This window comes from Streptomyces tibetensis, from assembly GCF_007655005.1.
In the GTDB taxonomy this organism is placed as follows: Bacteria; Actinomycetota; Actinomycetes; order Streptomycetales; family Streptomycetaceae; genus Streptomyces; species Streptomyces tibetensis.
In genome coordinates this window covers 199,032-215,146 of the sequence record NZ_SZVW01000010.1, presented here as the reverse complement: position 1 = coordinate 215,146, position 16,115 = coordinate 199,032, and the positions used below count along the sequence as shown (strand labels likewise).

At 71.1% G+C, this 16,115-nt stretch carries 11 protein-coding genes and 1 pseudogene; 5 read left to right on the top strand and 7 right to left on the bottom strand.

Features of this window, described 5'->3' with window-relative positions; all coding sequences use genetic code 11:
* Positions 1-6: 6 nt before the first annotated feature.
* The 5 genes from FDO69_RS18865 to FDO69_RS18845 all read left to right on the top strand — a co-directional run bounded on the left by FDO69_RS18865 (position 7) and on the right by FDO69_RS18845 (position 7,994).
* Positions 7-1,689 (top strand): thiamine pyrophosphate-binding protein, encoded by a 1,683-nt coding sequence (locus tag FDO69_RS18865; protein WP_104781004.1) that lies wholly within the window; start codon positions 7-9, stop codon positions 1,687-1,689.
* A gap of 10 nt (positions 1,690-1,699) precedes the next feature.
* Positions 1,700-2,941 carry a formyl-CoA transferase gene (gene frc, locus FDO69_RS18860; protein WP_104781106.1) on the top strand — a complete coding sequence of 414 codons (1,242 nt, stop codon included), beginning with the start codon at positions 1,700-1,702 and terminating at the stop codon, positions 2,939-2,941.
* A gap of 4 nt (positions 2,942-2,945) precedes the next feature.
* Positions 2,946-5,090, top strand: a complete 2,145-nt coding sequence (locus FDO69_RS18855) for an acetate--CoA ligase family protein (RefSeq protein ID WP_104781105.1) — start codon at positions 2,946-2,948, stop codon at positions 5,088-5,090.
* Positions 5,091-5,212: 122 nt separating this feature from the next.
* Entirely contained in the window at positions 5,213-6,601 is a 1,389-nt protein-coding gene (locus FDO69_RS18850; RefSeq protein WP_104781003.1) for an OFA family MFS transporter, read from the top strand.
* Position 6,602: 1 nt separating this feature from the next.
* Positions 6,603-7,994 (top strand): OFA family MFS transporter, encoded by a 1,392-nt coding sequence (locus FDO69_RS18845; RefSeq protein ID WP_104781002.1) that lies wholly within the window; start codon positions 6,603-6,605, stop codon positions 7,992-7,994.
* A gap of 67 nt (positions 7,995-8,061) precedes the next feature.
* On the opposite strand, the gene FDO69_RS18840 is transcribed toward FDO69_RS18845, so the two are convergent.
* The 7 genes and pseudogenes from FDO69_RS18840 to FDO69_RS18810 form a co-directional block, all read right to left on the bottom strand.
* Positions 8,062-9,135 carry a sugar phosphate isomerase/epimerase family protein gene (locus tag FDO69_RS18840; RefSeq protein ID WP_104781001.1) on the bottom strand — a complete coding sequence of 358 codons (1,074 nt, stop codon included), beginning with the start codon at positions 9,133-9,135 and terminating at the stop codon, positions 8,062-8,064.
* Between the two features lie 81 nt (positions 9,136-9,216).
* Complete coding sequence (locus tag FDO69_RS18835) at positions 9,217-10,731, bottom strand: alkaline phosphatase family protein (protein ID WP_234387991.1); 1,515 nt, start codon at positions 10,729-10,731, stop codon at positions 9,217-9,219.
* Positions 10,728-11,897, bottom strand: coding sequence for a metabolite traffic protein EboE (gene eboE, locus FDO69_RS18830; RefSeq protein ID WP_104781000.1), 1,170 nt, complete (start codon positions 11,895-11,897; stop codon positions 10,728-10,730). The genes FDO69_RS18835 and eboE overlap by 4 nt, the downstream gene beginning before the upstream one ends.
* A gap of 3 nt (positions 11,898-11,900) precedes the next feature.
* Entirely contained in the window at positions 11,901-12,812 is a 912-nt protein-coding gene (locus FDO69_RS18825; RefSeq protein ID WP_104780999.1) for a TatD family hydrolase, read from the bottom strand.
* Positions 12,812-13,444 (bottom strand): annotated as a pseudogene (locus FDO69_RS18820) (EboA domain-containing protein); the annotation flags it as partial. The gene FDO69_RS18825 and the pseudogene FDO69_RS18820, both read right to left, overlap by 1 nt.
* A 314-nt stretch (positions 13,445-13,758) precedes the next feature.
* Positions 13,759-14,856 carry a sugar phosphate isomerase/epimerase family protein gene (locus tag FDO69_RS18815; protein WP_234387990.1) on the bottom strand — a complete coding sequence of 366 codons (1,098 nt, stop codon included), beginning with the start codon at positions 14,854-14,856 and terminating at the stop codon, positions 13,759-13,761.
* A complete protein-coding gene (locus tag FDO69_RS18810) occupies positions 14,853-16,115 on the bottom strand; it encodes an SCO3242 family prenyltransferase (protein WP_104781103.1) in 1,263 nt (420 codons plus the stop codon). Before FDO69_RS18810 ends, FDO69_RS18815 begins: the two co-directional genes overlap by 4 nt.

Here is a 16,115-nt window from a genome sequence, read left to right as displayed (position 1 = left end):
TTCGCCATGCCCGACGACACCCAGGACTTGATTTCCGGTGGTCATCTCGTAGCCAAGGCGCTGAAGGCCGAGGGGGTCGACCGCATCTACACGCTGTGCGGCGGCCACATCATCGACATCTACGACGGCTGCGTCGACGAGGGCATCGAGGTCGTCGACGTACGCCACGAGCAGGTCGCCGCCCACGCCGCCGACGGTTACGCCCGCATCACCGGCAAGCCCGGCTGCGCGGTGGTCACCGCGGGCCCGGGCACGACCGACGCCGTCACCGGTGTGGCCAACGCCTTCCGCGCGGAGTCCCCGATGCTGCTGATCGGCGGTCAGGGGGCCCTCACCCAGCACAAGATGGGGTCTCTGCAGGACCTGCCGCACGTCGACATGATGAACCCCATCACCAAGTTCTCGGCGACCGTGCCCGACACGGCCCGCGCCGCGGACATGGTGTCCATGGCATTCCGCGAGTGCTTCCACGGCGCGCCCGGGCCCTCCTTCCTGGAGATCCCGCGCGACGTGCTGGACGCCAAGGTGCCCGCGTCCAAGGCGCGCGTGCCGCAGGAAGGCGCCTATCGCGCCTCGACCCGCTCGGCCGGCGACCCCGAGGCCATCGAGAAGCTCGCCGACCTGCTGGTGCACGCCGAGAAGCCCGCCGTCCTGCTCGGCAGCCAGGTCTGGACGACCCGGGGCACCGAGGCGGCCATCGAGCTCGTCAGGACCCTCAACATCCCCGCCTACATGAACGGCGCGGGACGCGGCACCCTCCCGCCCGGCGACCCGCACCACTTCCAGCTCTCCCGGCGGTACGCCTTTTCAGGCGCCGACGTCATCGTCATCGTCGGCACGCCCTTCGACTTCCGCATGGGCTACGGCAAGCGCCTGTCCCCGGACGCGACCGTCGTGCAGATCGACCTCGACTACCGCACGGTCGGCAAGAACCGCGACATCGACCTCGGCATCGTGGGAGACGCCGGGCTGGTGCTGAAGTCGGTGACCGAGGCGGCCTCCGGGCGCATCAACGGCGGTGCGTCCAAGCGCAAGGAGTGGCTGGACGAGCTGCGGGCGGCCGAGCAGACCGCGCTGGAGAAGCGGCTGCCCAACCTGAAGTCGGACGCCTCGCCCATCCACCCCTACCGTCTGGTCAGCGAGATCAACGACTTCCTCACCGAGGACTCCATCTACATCGGCGACGGCGGCGACATCGTCACCTTCTCCGGCCAGGTCGTGCAGCCCAAGTCGCCCGGGCACTGGATGGACCCGGGTCCCCTCGGCACGCTCGGCGTCGGTGTCCCCTTCGTGCTCGCGGCCAAGCAGGCGCGGCCCGACAAGGAGGTCGTCGCGCTCTTCGGCGACGGCGCGTTCTCCCTCACCGGCTGGGACTTCGAGACTCTCGTCCGCTACAACCTCCCGTTCGTCGGCATCGTCGGCAACAACTCCTCCATGAACCAGATCCGCTACGGCCAGGCCGCCAAGTACGGCAAGGACCGCGAGCGGATCGGCAACACCCTCGGCGACGTCCGCTACGACGAGTTCGCCCGCATGCTCGGCGGCCACGGCGAGGAGGTCCGCGACCCCGCCGACATCGGCCCGGCCCTGCTGCGCGCCCGCGAGTCCGGCAAGCCGTCGCTCATCAACGTCTGGGTCGACCCCGACGCGTACGCCCCCGGAACCATGAACCAGACCATGTACAAGTGAGGTGCCCGCGATGACTGCTACCTCCACCAAGGCCCTCGAAGGCATCCGCGTCCTGGACATGACCCACGTCCAGTCCGGGCCGTCGGCGACCCAGCTGCTCGCCTGGCTCGGCGCGGACGTCGTCAAGCTGGAGGCTCCGACCGGCGACATCACGCGCAAGCAGCTGCGTGACCTCCCGGACGTCGACTCCCTCTACTTCACGATGCTCAACTGCAACAAGCGGAGCATCACCCTCAACACCAAGACCGAACGCGGCAAGGAGATCCTCACCGAGCTGATCCGGCGCTCCGACGTCATGGTCGAGAACTTCGGCCCGGGCGCGGTGGACCGGATGGGCTTCACCTGGGACCGCATCCAGGAGATCAATCCACGGATCGTCTATGCCTCCATCAAGGGGTTCGGTGAGGGCCCCTACACCAACTTCAAGGCGTACGAGGTCGTCGCGCAGGCCATGGGCGGGTCGATGGCGACCACCGGCTTCGAGGACGGGCCGCCGCTGGCGACGGGGGCCCAGATCGGGGACTCGGGGACGGGTGTGCACGCCGTGGCGGGCATCCTCGCCGCGCTCTACCAACGGGAGCGCACCGGGCGCGGGCAGCGGGTCAACGTGGCCATGCAGCACGCCGTACTCAACCTGTGCCGGGTGAAGCTGCGGGATCAGCAGCGTCTGGCACACGGGCCGCTCGCTGAATATCCCAACGAGGACTTCGGCGACGAGGTTCCCAGGTCCGGGAACGCGTCCGGCGGCGGCCAGCCCGGCTGGGCGGTCAAGTGCGCGCCGGGCGGCCCGAACGACTACGTGTACGTCATCGTGCAGCCCGTCGGCTGGCAGCCGCTCAGCGAGCTCATCGGCCGGCCGGAGCTGGCCGACGATCCCGAGTGGGCGACGCCCGAGGCGCGGCTGCCCAAGCTCGGCAAGATGTTCCAGCTGATCGAGGAGTGGTCCTCGACACTGCCCAAGTGGGAGGTGTTGGAGCGGCTCAACGCGCACAACATCCCGTGCGGGCCGATCCTGTCCACCCGGGAGATCATCGAGGACCGTTCGCTCGTCGCCAACGAGATGGTCGTCACCGTGCCGCACCCCGAGCGCGGCGACTTCGTGACCGTCGGCAGCCCGCTCAAGCTGTCCGACTCCCCCGTCGAGGTGACCAGTTCACCCCTGCTCGGCGAGCACAACGAAGAGGTCTACGTCGGCGAACTCGGCCTCGGCGACGAGGAAGTGCGCCTGCTCAAGACGAACGGAGTGATCTGACGTGATGGCGGAAGACCGGGTCCTGCGGGTGCGGTCCCTCCTGGAGTCCGTACGGGCCGAGGGACGGACCGCGCTGACCGCGCCCGAGGGCAAGGTGATCGCCGACGCGTACGGGATCGCCGTACCGGGCGAGGAACTGGCGACGGACGTCGACGAGGCCGTGGCGTTCGCGGCACGCTTCGGCGGGCCCGTCGTGATGAAGATCGTCTCGCCGGACATCCTGCACAAGACCGACGCCGGCGGGGTGATCGTCGGGGTCGAGGGCGCGGCCGACGTACGGACCGCGTTCCACACGATCATCGACAACGCGCGCGCCTACGACGCCGATGCCCGTATCTCGGGCGTGCAGGTGCAGGAGCTGCTGCCGAAGGGGCAGGAGGTCATCGTGGGCGCGGTCACGGACCCGACGTTCGGGAAGGTGGTCGCCTTCGGGCTCGGCGGGGTGCTCGTCGAGGTGCTCAAGGACGTCACGTTCCGGCTCGCGCCGGTGACGGCCGACGAGGCGCTGTCCATGCTGGACTCGATCCGGTCGGCGGAGATCCTGCGCGGGGTGCGCGGCCAGGCGGGTGTGGACCGGTGGGCCGTCGCCGAGCAGATCCGCCGGGTGTCGCAACTCGTCGCGGACTTCCCCGAGATCGCCGAGGTGGACCTCAATCCGGTGATCGCGACACCGGAAGGGGCCGTCGCGGCCGACATCCGGGTGATCCTCGCCGAGTCGCAGCCCACGCCGCGCCGGAAGTACTCGCGCGACGAGATCCTCACCTCGATGCGCCGGCTGATGCAGCCTCGCTCGGTCGCCGTGATCGGCGCCTCCAACGAGCAGGGCAAGATAGGCAATTCGGTGATGCGCAACCTCGTGGACGGGGGCTTCGCGGGCGAGATCCACCCGGTGAACCCCAAGGCCGATGACATTCTGGGCCGCAAGGCGTACAAGAGTGTCGCGGACGTTCCCGGTGAGGTGGATGTGGCGGTCTTCGCGATCCCCGCCAAGTTCGTGGCCTCGGCCCTGGAGGAGGTGGGACGCAAGAAGATCCCGAACGCCGTGCTGATCCCCTCCGGGTTCGCGGAGACCGGCGAGCACGAACTCCAGGCGGAGATCGTGGAGATCGCCGAGCGGCACGGCGTGCGGCTGCTGGGGCCGAACATCTACGGCTACTACTCGACCTGGCAGGACCTGTGCGCCACGTTCTGCACGCCGTACGACGTCAAGGGCGGGGTCGCGCTGACCTCCCAGTCGGGCGGCATCGGGATGGCCATCCTGGGCTTCGCGCGCACCACCAAGACAGGTGTGTCGGCGATCGTCGGGCTCGGCAACAAGTCGGACCTGGACGAGGACGACCTGCTGACCTGGTTCGGCGAGGACCCGCACACCGACTGCATCGCGATGCACCTGGAGGACCTCAAGGACGGCCGGGCCTTCGTGGAGGCCGCGCGGGCGACCGTGCCGAAGAAGCCGGTGGTCGTGCTGAAGGCCGGGCGGACGGCCGCGGGTGCCAAGGCGGCCGGTTCGCACACCGGGGCCCTGGCGGGTGACGACGCCGTGTATGACGACATCCTGCGCCAGGCCGGGGTGATCCGGGCGCCGGGGCTGAACGACATGCTGGAGTACGCGCGCGCGTTGCCGGTGCTGCCCGCGCCCAAGGGCGACAACGTCGTGATCATCACGGGTGCCGGCGGCAGCGGTGTGCTGCTCTCCGACGCGGTGACGGACAACGGACTGTCGCTGATGGAGATCCCGCCGGACCTGGACGAGGCGTTCCGGAAGTTCATCCCGCCCTTCGGGGCCGCGGGCAACCCGGTGGACATCACCGGGGGCGAGCCGCCGTCGACGTACGAGGCGACGATCCGGCTGGGTCTGGAGGATCCGCGCATCCACGCGCTGGTCCTCGGCTACTGGCACACCATCGTCACTCCTCCCATGGTCTTCGCGGAACTCACCGCGCGCGTGGTGGCCGAGTTCCGGGAGCGCGGGATCGAGAAGCCCGTGGTGGCGTCGCTCGCGGGGGACGTGGAGGTCGAGGAGGCCTGCCAGTACCTCTTCGAGCGCGGGGTCGTGGCGTACCCGTACACGACCGAGAAGCCGGTGGCCGTGCTCGGCGCGAAGTACCGCTGGGCGCGGGAGGCGGGACGGCTGGGGGGCGGTACATGAGGTGAGTGAGCGGGGGGCCGGCCGACGGTGCGCGTCGACCGGCCCCGGGACCCGCGCGCGCACGAAAGGCATGGGACAGGGGGCGCTGGCCAGATCTTTCGACGCAAGGGGTGCGACACGACATGACAACGACCGATCTGCCAACAACGGTTCCCTACCGGGAGGTCACCGACGCGAACGGTCGCGTCTACCGCCTCGGTGAGACCGACATCGACATCATGGGGCGCAAGCGCAAGTGGATGGTGATCCTGCCCTGGATCGGCATGATGGGCATCTCCTCCGCCGAATACGCGTTCGCGTCGGCCGAGGACACCCTGCACACGGCGCACAGCTGGAACAGCATGCACATCTTCTGGATGATGACCGTCTGGGTCTTCTTCCAGGCCGCGGTGGCCTTCCCCGCGGGCAAGCTGCGTGAGAGCGGGAAGCTGCCGGCCCGCTGGGCCATGATGCTCGGCGCGACGGGCACCCTGCTGGGCTACCTGTCCCTCGCCTTCGCGCCGCACGTGGTCTTCGCCTACATCGGCTTCAGCATGTTCAGCGGCATGGGCGCCGGCATGGTGTACGCGACCTGCGTCAACATGGTGGGCAAGTGGTATCCGGAGCGCAAGGGCGGCAAGACCGGCTTCGTCAACGGCGGTTTCGCCTATGGCTCGGTGCCCTTCGTCTTCCTCTTCAACGGCTACATGGACCTGACCAACTTCCGCTGGGTGCTGGTTTCGGTGGGTGTGTTCCTGGCCGGCATGGTCGCCTGCTCCGGCTACTTCTTCAAGGACCCGCCGAAGAACTGGTGGCCCGCCACGATCGACCCGCTGAACCCACCGGACGACCCGCGCGCGGCCCGCTCGCTGCGGATGAACCCGCCGGCGGTGCACCAGTACTCCCCCAAGGAGGCGTGGAAGACCGGCAGGGTCGCCCTGATGTGGTTCTGCCTGGCGTGCACGTCCGGCGTGAACATCTTCGGTATCGCCTTCCAGGTGGACATCGGCGAGGAGGCCGGATTCGCCGGCGGGATCGTGGCCACGGCCATGTCCCTGAAGGCAGTCGTCAACGGCACCGGCCGCGGTGTCATCGGCTGGCTCTCGGACCTCTACGGCCGCAAGCGGTGCCTGCTCGTGGTGTGCCTGATCCTGGGCCTCGCCCAGTTCGGCATCCTCTGGTCGGCCGAGAGCAAGAACCTGACCCTGTTCCTGGTCTTCTCCGCGATCTCCGGCTTCGGCGGCGGCGCCATCTTCCCGATGTTCGCGGCGCTCACCGCCGACTACTTCGGCGAGAACAACAACGCCTCCAACTACGGCATGGTCTACAGCGCCAAGCTCGTCTCCGGCCTGGGGGCCGGCATGGGTGCCGTGGTCGTCGGCGCCTGGGGGCACTCCGGTGCCTTCATCCTGGCCGGCTCCATCTCCCTCTTCGCCGGCTGCGTGGCGCTGTTCCTGACACCGCCGGGACGCGACAGGAAGACGGGCCGCGTCTCCCCCAACCCCCAACCGCTCGGCGAGGACACAGCCTGACATGACGGCAGATCCGTACGAAGCACGCACCGCCCCCTTACCCTCCGACGCCGCACACCGTCCCTACCGCGAGGTGACCGACTCCCACGGCCGTGTCTACCGCCTCGGCGAGACCGACCGGGACATCCTCGGCCACTCCCGCAAGATCATGGTGTATCTGCCGTGGATCGCCATGATGGCCATCAGCGTCTTCGAGTACGCGTACGGCTCCGCGGAGGACACCCTGTCCCACGCGCACGGCTGGACGCAGAGCAACACCTTCTGGATCCTCAGCGTCTGGGTGTTCTTCCAGGCCGGCATCGCCTTCCCGGCGGGCTGGCTGCGGGAGAAGGGCCACCTGTCGGCCCGCTCGGCCATGTACATCGGGTCGGGCCTGTGCCTGCTGGGGTTCCTGGCACTGTCGCACCTGAACAACGTGCTGCTGGCGATCCTCGGCTTCGGCGTGGTCGGCGGGATCGGCGCCGGGCTCGTCTACGCCACCTGCATCAACATGGTCGGCAAGTGGTTCCCGGAGCGGCGCGGCGCCCGCACGGGGTTCGTCAACGGAGGGTTCGCGTACGGGTCGCTGCCGTTCATCTTCATCTTCAACTACGGCTTCGACACGGCGAACTACCACCGGGTCCTGGACCTCATCGGCTGCTACGTGATGATCGTGGTCGTGGCCTGCGCGTTCTTCTTCAAGGATCCACCGAAGAACTGGTGGCCGGCGGACATCGACCCGCTGACCTTCTCCGGCGACCGGAAGAACGCCGCGAGCCTGGCCAAGAACCCCCCGGCGGTACGGCAGTACACCCCGAAGGAGGCCATCCGCACGGGCATGCTGCCGCTGATGTGGATCTCGGTGGTGATGACCGCCGGCGTGTCGATCTTCGGGATCTCGTTCCAGGTCGACTTCGCCAAGGACGTGGGTTTCGGCCCGCTGGTGGCGGCGTCGTCGATGGGCGTGATGGCGGTGGTCAACGGCATCGGCCGCGGCGTGGTGGGCTGGCTGTCCGACCGGTGGGGCCGCAAGTCCACCCTGGTGTTCGTCATCGTCGTGCTGGGCCTCGCCCAGTTCGGCGTGATCTGGGCGGGCGACCTGAAGAGCGAGTGGCTGTTCCTGTTCTTCGCGTTCCTGTCCGGCTTCGGCGGCGGCGCGTTCTACCCGCTGTTCGCGGCACTCACCCCGGACTACTTCGGGGAGAACTACAACGCCACCAACTACGGGCTGGTCTACAGCGGCAAGCTGATCAGCGGACTGTTCGGCGGCGGGCTGGGCTCGATGGTGGTCGCGGCCTGGGGCTACAACGGCGCGTACGCGCTCGCCGGGGGCGTGTCGATGCTCGCCGCTTCGGTGGCCCTGCTGCTGCGCCAGCCGGGTCGCGCACCGGCTCGGGCTTGGACCGCGGGCTGACGTCCGCGGCACCCATGAGGAGGCCCCTCCCCGTTCGGGGAGGGGCCTCCTCATGTCCCTACAGCGGTCAGCACCTCTCCCTGAGGGAGTGCAGGTGCGCGCTGGAGCGACGCGCGAAGGTGAAGGACTCGGCCGGGTTGTCGTGCTCCGCCTGCCAGTGGTGGGCCATGCGGTGGCCGCGCAGCCGGGTCACGGCGGAGATGAACCGCTGGTAGTCGATGTCCCCGTCGCCGACGTCGGTCATGTTGTAGCCGTATGGGTTCGACGGGTCGCTCTCGCCGTCCTTCACGTGGAAGAGCGGGTAGCGGTCAGGCTGCCGCAGGACGTAGTTCAGCGGCTCGAACGGGGCGGGCGTGCCGTCGGGCCGCTTGGAGAAGCGGAACTGGCCGACGTACGCCCAGTAGATGTCCATCTCCAGGTGGACGAGGTCCGGGTCGGTCTCCTTGAGCAGGATGTCGTAGAGGCGGACCTTGGGGTTGTCGGTGGCGAAGGAGAACTCCTCGGAGTGGTTGTGCTGGTAGAACTTCATGCCCCGGGCTCTGGCCGCCGCCCCGTAGGTGTTGAAGTCTTCGGCGGCGCGCTTCCAGGCGTCGACGGTCGAGCCGTAGCGGAACGGGCCGGAGGCCGTGCCGATGTGCTTGAGGCCGAGGGCCTGGGCGTCGTCGAGGACCTTGGTGAGGTTCTGGGCGAAGGTGTAGGCGTTCGGGTCGTCGGAGTAGTAGCCGACGTGGCTGCCGATCGGGTTCAGGCCGTGGTTGCGGGCCAGTCGCTTGAGCTGGGCGAGCGTGATGGGGCCGGCGGAGCCCTGGGTGTATCCGGCGAACTCGACCTCGTCGTATCCGTACCGCTCCAGTTCGGCGAAGACGGGGCCGAAGCCGAGGGTGGAGACCTTGTCGCGCAGGCTGTAGAGCTGGATGCCGAGGCGGCCGGGTGGCAGGACGGGGCGGCCGCGGCCCTTGGTTCCGGACGCGGTGGCGGGCGTGGCGCCGCCGGTGGCTGCGGTGGCGTTGCCGGTGGCGGCGTTCGCCGGGGCCGCGGCGCCGAGCAGGGCGGCGGCGGTGGCACCGGCGGCCACGCCGAGCATGCCTCGTCTGCTGAGGCGGTGGCCGAGCTCGGGGTCGGGCTGGGAGAAGCGGCTCATGCGTGGAACTCCTCGTGATCGCGGGGCGTTGTCGGTGGTGAGTGCTTCACTTGTGAGCGGTCGGTGCTGAGGGCTGTGACCTCAGGCGAGACCGGCGAGTCGGAGCAGCAGTGACTTCACATCGGTGGCCGCGACGCGGTCGCCGACAGCGCGGGGGGTGGAGCAGATGAGGAGCGGACCGTCGTCGTCGCTCTGCGGAAGGCGGCCGTGGCTGCCGCGAATAGGTGAGGGGTCCAGGGGCACGACCGCCATGCGGTAGCGCATGCCGAGTTTCTTGCGCGCCAGTGCGGTGGCCGCCTTGACCTTGACGTAGGGGTCGAGGGGATCCATGAAGAGTTCGACCGGGTCGTAGCCGGGTTTGCGGTGGATCTCGACCAGTTGCGCGAAGTCGGGCGCGCGGTCGTCGTCGAGCCAGTAGTAGTACGTGAACCAGGCGTCGGCTTCCGCCACGGCGACGAGTTCGCCGGCGCGCGGATGGTCGAGGTGATGGGCCTTCTTGCCCTCGTCGTCGAGGAGCTGGGCGATGCCGGGCAGGCCGTCGAGGGCCGCGCGGGTGGCGTCGAGGTCCTCGGGGCGGCGCACGTAGACATGGGCGATCTGGTGGTCGGCCACTGCGAAGGCACGGGACGCCATCGGGTCGAGGTACTCCATGCCGTCCTGCGTGTGCACTTCCAGCAGCCCGGCGCGGCGCAGGGCGCGGTTGATGTCGACGTGCCGGTTCACGCGGGTGATGCCGTACTCGGACAGCGCGACGACGGTACGGCCTTCTGCGCGGGCGGCGTCCAGCAGCGGGGCCAGGGCGGCGTCCAGGTCGGCGGCCGCCTTCAGGGAGCGCGGGTCGTCGGGGCCGAAGCGCTGCAGGTCGTAGTCGAGGTGAGGGAGGTAACAGAGCGTCAGGTCGGGGTGCCGGGTCGTGATGATGTGGCGGGTGGCGTCGATGATCCACCGGCTGGAGACGAGGTCGGCTCCGGGACCCCAGAAGTGGAACAGGGGGAACGTGCCGAGTTTGTCGGTGAGTTCGTCGTGGAGTGCGGCCGGGCGGGTGTAGCAGTCGGGCTCCTTGCGGCCGTCGGCGTAGTAGACGGGACGGGGGGTGACGGTGATGTCGGTGTCGGCGCCCATGGCGTACCACCAGCAGATGTTCGCGACGGTGTAGCCGGGGTGGGCGCGGCGGGCGGCGTCCCAGAGTTTGTCACCGGCCACGAGCCCGTTGTGCTGGCGCCACAGCAGGACATCGCCGAGTTCGCGGAAGTACCAGCCGTTGCCGACGATGCCGTGCTCCGAGGGCATGGTGCCGGTGAGGAACGTGGACTGGGCGGCACAGGTGACGGCGGGCAGGACGGTGCCCAGCGGGGCGCGGGAGCCTGACTGGCCAAGCGCCTTGAGGTGGGGCATGTGGTCGAGGAGACGGGGGGTGAGGCCGACGACGTCGAGGACGAGGAGCGGGGTGGGGCGGTCCGGGCTTGTGGCCGCCGGAAGCGGGGCGGGTGTGTCCGTGACGGCCGGAAGCGAGGCGAGGGTGTCCGTGGTCTCCGCAGGCGGGGCGGGGGTGTCGGTGGCGGCCGGGTCCGGGTGCTCATGGGGGCCGGTGCTCATGGCAGCTCCTTCAGGCCGAGGTCCGTCAGCAGGTCGCGGGCGAGGGCGAGTTCGGCGGCGATGCCCTCGGCGAGCTGGGAGCGGCCCTTGGGGCGCAGCTCGGGCGGAAGGGCCTGCCAGGTGTAGGTCTCGACCTCCAGATGGCGGGTGAGCGGGGCCGGGCCGCCGACCAGCCGGGTCAGTGCGGATGTCAGGACCGGGAGGGTGGAGGTGAGGGGCGTGGCGGGGGCCGCGTGCAGCGGGACGTGGAAGTGGGCGCGCCAGGGTGAGGCGTCCGGCAGGGCATCTCCGGCGAGGGCCTCGTCGAGGTCGTCGGTGGCGCGCAGGCCGGCGGCGGTCGCCGTGCGGGTCTGGTGCAGGAAGCGGGGTTCGGCGAAGGCGGCCAGTGCTTCGCGCACCTCGGGGAGATGGGGGTGCTCGGCGTGCAGGGCGGCGGAGAGCTGGGATTTGACGACGGGGACGCGGGCTGCGGTGAGAGCGTCCAGGGCGGTGTGCGGATCCTCGAAGGAGGTGGCGAGGTGGCAGGTGTCGACGCAGATGCCGATGCGGTGGTGGCCGATCGCGGTGAGCGGGGCGATGGCGTCGTGGGTGGTCTCGACGACGCATCCGGGTTCCGGTTCCAGGCCGACGCGGATGGAGCGGCCGGTCAGTTCCTCGAGGGCGTCGAGGCGTTCGGCGAGTGTGCGCAGCGCGGTGCGGGCGGTCTGCGCACGTGTGTCGTCGTACGCGGTGCGCCAGGCGAGGGGCAGCGTGGAGATGGTCCCGTCGGTGACGTCGTCCGGGAGGAGACCGGCGAGGACGCGGGCCAGGGCGGTGGTGTGGTCGAGGCGCTCCGGATCGGCCCAGTCCGGTGTGTAGACGCGGTACTTGACCTCTTCGGCGCCGAAGCCCTCGTAGGGGAAGCCGTTGAGGGTGACGACCTCGAGGCCGCGCCGGTCGAGCTCGGTGCGCAGGCCGCGCAGGGCGGCCGGGTCGGTGACGAGGGCGTGGGCGGCGTCCTTGGCGAGCCACAGCCCGATGCCCAGCCGGTCGCGGCCCAGGCGTCGGCGGACGGGCTCGCAGTGGTCGCGGAGCTGGGCGAGGACGCCGTCGAGGGTTTCGGCGGGGTGGACGTTGGTGCAGTAGGCGAGATGGACGGTGGAACCGTCGGGGTGGCGGAAGCGCATGGTTCACGCCTCCGCGGCGGGGACGGGGGCCGACGTCTGCGGGCCGGTGTCCGGCTCGTGCGGGTCCTTGGGGGCGCCCCGCAGGACGGAGTTGCCCTCGTGCGTGGTCTCCGTGCCGGTGACGTCGAGGTTCAGGCGTCCGCTGAGCCCGTAGAAGGCGACGGGGTTGCGCCACAGCACCTGGTCGACGTCGTCCTCGTCGAAGCCCTCCGCCAGCATGAGGTCTCCGACCTTGCGCGTCTTGAGGGGGTCGCTCCTCCCCCAGTCGGCGGCGGAGTTCACCAGGACCTGCCCGGTTCCGTAGGTGCGCAGGATCTCGACCATGCGCTCCTCGTCCATCTTGGTGTCCGGGTAGACGGAGAAGCCCAGCCAGCAGCCGCTGTCCCTGGCCTCCTTGACGGTGGTCTCGTTGAGGTGGTCGACCAGGACCCGGTCCGGGGCGAGTGCGGACTCCCGGACGACGTCGAGAGTGCGGCGCAGACCGGCGAGCTTGTCCCGGTGCGGGGTGTGCACGAGGGCGGGCAGGCCGTGGTCGGCGGCGAGCTGGAGCTGCGCGGCGAGGGCGGTGTCCTCGGCCGGGGTCATGGAGTCGTAGCCGATCTCTCCCACCGCCACGACGTTGTCCTTGACGAGATACCGGGGCAGCTCGTCGAGGACGGGCAGGCAGCGGGGGTCGTTCGCCTCCTTGGGGTTGAGGGCGATCGTGCAGTGGTGGGCGATGCCGTACTGGGCGGCGCGGAAGGGCTCCCAGCCGAGAAGGGAGTCGAAGTAGTCACGGAAGGAGGCGGGCGAGGTGCGCGGCTGGCCGAGCCAGAAGGACGGCTCGACGAGGGCACGGACGCCGGCGGCGTACATGGCCTCGTAGTCGTCGGTGGTCCGGGACGTCATGTGGATGTGGGGGTCGAAGATGCGCATCAGGACTCCTTGCCGTGGGGGTGGTCCGTGCCGGGGGCCGGGGTGACGGACTCGGTCAGGTCCAGGACGCGGTACAGGTCCTCGGGGACGGTGCGGCCGGCGGCGGTGCGTTCGGCGGCGTAGTCGCCCAGCATGCGGGCGAGTTCGCCGTCGCCGGCGGCGCGCCGGGGCAGGTCCGCCACATCGTCGACCGGGACACCGGTGAACAGGCACTTCAGCACGGCGTGGCGCCAGGCGTGGGAGGTCAGGTGCCGGGCGGCGTAGGGGCCGACGGCGGCGCTCAGGAGCCGGGTGTCGTTGGTGCGCAGGGCGTCCTCGATCAGAGGGAGGGCGCCCGGACCGGACACGAGGTGGGGCAGGGCGTGCAGCACGGCCCGGCGTTCGTCGGCGGTGCCCTGGAAGTACACCCGGGTCAGGGCGTCGCCCCCGGCGCGGGCCGCGACCAGGATGAGGACGCGTGCGGCGTCGGCGTACGCGGGGCCGCAGCGCCGGCCGGCTTCGGCGAGGCGCAGTTCCCACACGGAGATGGGTCCGTGGAGGCCGGGGTGTGCGGCGGCCTCGTCGAGGGCGTGGTCGAGCCAGGTACGGGCGGGCGGGTCGAGGCGGGTGGTGAGGTGGTGGCGGAGGTCGGCGAGCGAGGGGGTGGGGGCGGTGTCCCAGGTGGATCGGCGGGCGCGGGTGCGGGCGTCGCCCGGGCCCTGGGTGCTCCGGTCGGTGTCCTCAAGGCCCGGGGCCGGCTGGGTCTTCTGCTGGGCGTCTTCAGGGCCCTCGGCCGCCTGGGCGCTCCGGTCGGTGTCCTCAAGGCCCTCGGCCGCCTGGGCGCTCCGGTCAGTGTCCTCAAGGCCCTCGGCCGCCTGGGCGCTCCGGTCGGTGTCCTCAAGGCCCTGGGCCGGCTGGGTGTTCTGCGTCTTCTCGGTTCTCGCCGTTGGTGTGGCGCGGGGACGGGTCATCTGGTGCTGCTCCCCTCATGGGTGGTGGAGGGAGCGCCGTGGGGTGGCGCGGCCTGCTGGAGGGCCGGAGCGGGGGCGGGCGGCGCGGCGGCCGCGGTCCGCTCGGCGTGGCGGAGGAACGGGAGGGAGTGTGCGGCGAAGTGTGGGCCGGCGTGGGAGTGGCGGGGCAGTTCGACGACGGTCAGGCCCTGGTAGCCGGTGGCGGCGAGGGCCGCCAGGACCGGAGGGAAGTCGATCTCCCCGTCCCCGAAGGGGAGGTGTTCGTGGACGCCGCGCCGCATGTCCTCGATCTGGACGTGCCGTAGCCAGGGGGCGGCGGCCCGCACGCAGTCGGCCGGAGAAAGGGGTTCGAGGCACTGGCAGTGGCCGATGTCCAGGGTGAGCCCGAGGGGTTCGGGGTCGTCCAGAGCGCTGCGGAGGTGGTGGAAGTCGGCCAGGGTGGCCAGGAGGTGGCCCGGCTCGGGTTCGACGGCGAGGGGGATGCCCGCGGAGGTCGCGGCGTCCAGGACGGGGGTGAGGGTCTCGGTGAGGCGTTTCCACGCGGTGTCCGTGTCGGTGCCCCGCGGGACGACCCCGCTGAAGCAGTGGACGGCGTGCGCGCCGAGGTCGGCGGCGACCCGGACGGCCCGGCCGAGGAGGTCGGCGCGGCGGGCCCGATCGTCAGGGTCCGGGTCCAGCAGGGACGGGCCGTGCTTGCGGCGCGGGTCGAGCACATAGCGGGCGCCCGTCTCGATGGTGACGCCCAGCCCGAGTTCGTCCAGCCGGTGCGCGACCCGGCGGGTGCGGGCGGCGAGGTCCGGGGCGAGAGGGTCGAGGTGCATGTGGTCGAGGGTCAGTCCGACACCGTCGTAGCCGAGGTCGGAGAGGAGGGCGAGGGCGTCGTCGAGCCGGAGGTCGGCGAGACCGTTGGTGCCGTAGCCGAAACGGAGGGGAGGGAGGTCACCGGGAGAGGCGCCGGTGGTGTGGGGCGAGGCGGCGGCCCGGGCGATCCTGCCGGGTGAGACGGCAAAGGCCCGGGTGCCGGGGGCACCTGACGCTTCGGCACGCCTTTCGGAGGCTGCTCGGGATGCGGAGGCCCGGGATGCGGCGCTCATGTGACGCTCACCTTCTTGGCGAACCGGGAGCCGAGGGGCGCGAGCGCGGCGATGAGGAGTGCCGTGGCCGTGCCCCGGGAGCGGGCGGTGAGGGCTGCCTGGAGGGGGATCGTGGCGCGGATGCCGGATCCGACGGCGCGTTGGGTGAGAGGAGGTGAGGGATTCAGGGTGGCGTGGAAGTAGGGGCGGGCGGTCGTCGCGGCGTAGGCGGCGCCGAGGGCGGTGGTGAGCAGCGCTCCGGAGTCCTGCGCCGGGTGCCGGATCGCTCGGGGACCTGCCGGGCCGTGGACGGCTCCCTGCCGACGCCCCCGCGTCACCTCGTGGCCGGCTCCCTGCCGACGCCCCCGCGTCACCTCGTGGCCGGCTCCCTGCCGACGCCCCCGCGTCACCTCGTGGCCGGCTCCCTGCCGACGCCCTCCCGTCACCCCGGCCGAGTGCCGCGTCACCAGCCGGGTCAGCAGAGCCGTCGTCGCGAGGGCCGCCAGTGGCGGCAGGGGCGAGCCGCCCTGGGCCTCCTGGCGGGAGACCGTGGTGACGGCCAGGGTGTGGGTGCCGAGGAGCGCGGCGGAGGGCAGGGCCGGTCGTGTGCTGCCCGTCGTGGCCGCGGCTCCCAGGAGCAGGTCGAGGCCGCGGGCCGTGCCCATGGCCAGGGGTCCCGCGGGTGTGTGCTTCAGGCCGAGGTCGTACGCCCAGACGGTCGCCGCGAGAGGTGCGGCGACAGCCAGGGCGGGGCGGCCCGCGCGGGCGGCCAGGGCCAGTCCGGCTCCGGTGAGGGCTCCGGCCGCCGTGAGGGCGGCGGCGGGGCGGATGCGGCCGGAGGGCAGGGGGCGGTGCGGGCGTTCGACGGCGTCGATGTGGCGGTCGGCCCAGTCGTTGAGGGCCATGCCGGCCTCGTAGAGGCAGAGGGAGGAGGCGATGGCGAGCAGGGTGCGGGAGCTGGCGGGTGCGCCGGTTGCCGCCGTGCCTGCCAGAGCGTCGCCGGGGACGCTGAACAGGGCGGGCAGGCGCAGGAGTTCGGCCCAGGCGCGGCTCCGGGGCGAGCGGCCGGTGTGGGCGCGGGGGGCTGCGGCAGCGGCAGTGCCTTCCGGCGGGGCGGTAACGGCAGTGCCTCCCGGGGCGGCGGCAGCGGCTCCCCCGCCGGTGGCAGCGGACGTGTCGCCCGGGGCGGCGGCAGCGGCTCCCCCGCCGGTGGCAGCGGACGTGTCGCCCGGGGCGGCTGCGGACGTCCCGTCGGGGCATCCGCACGTCCTCTCGTGCAG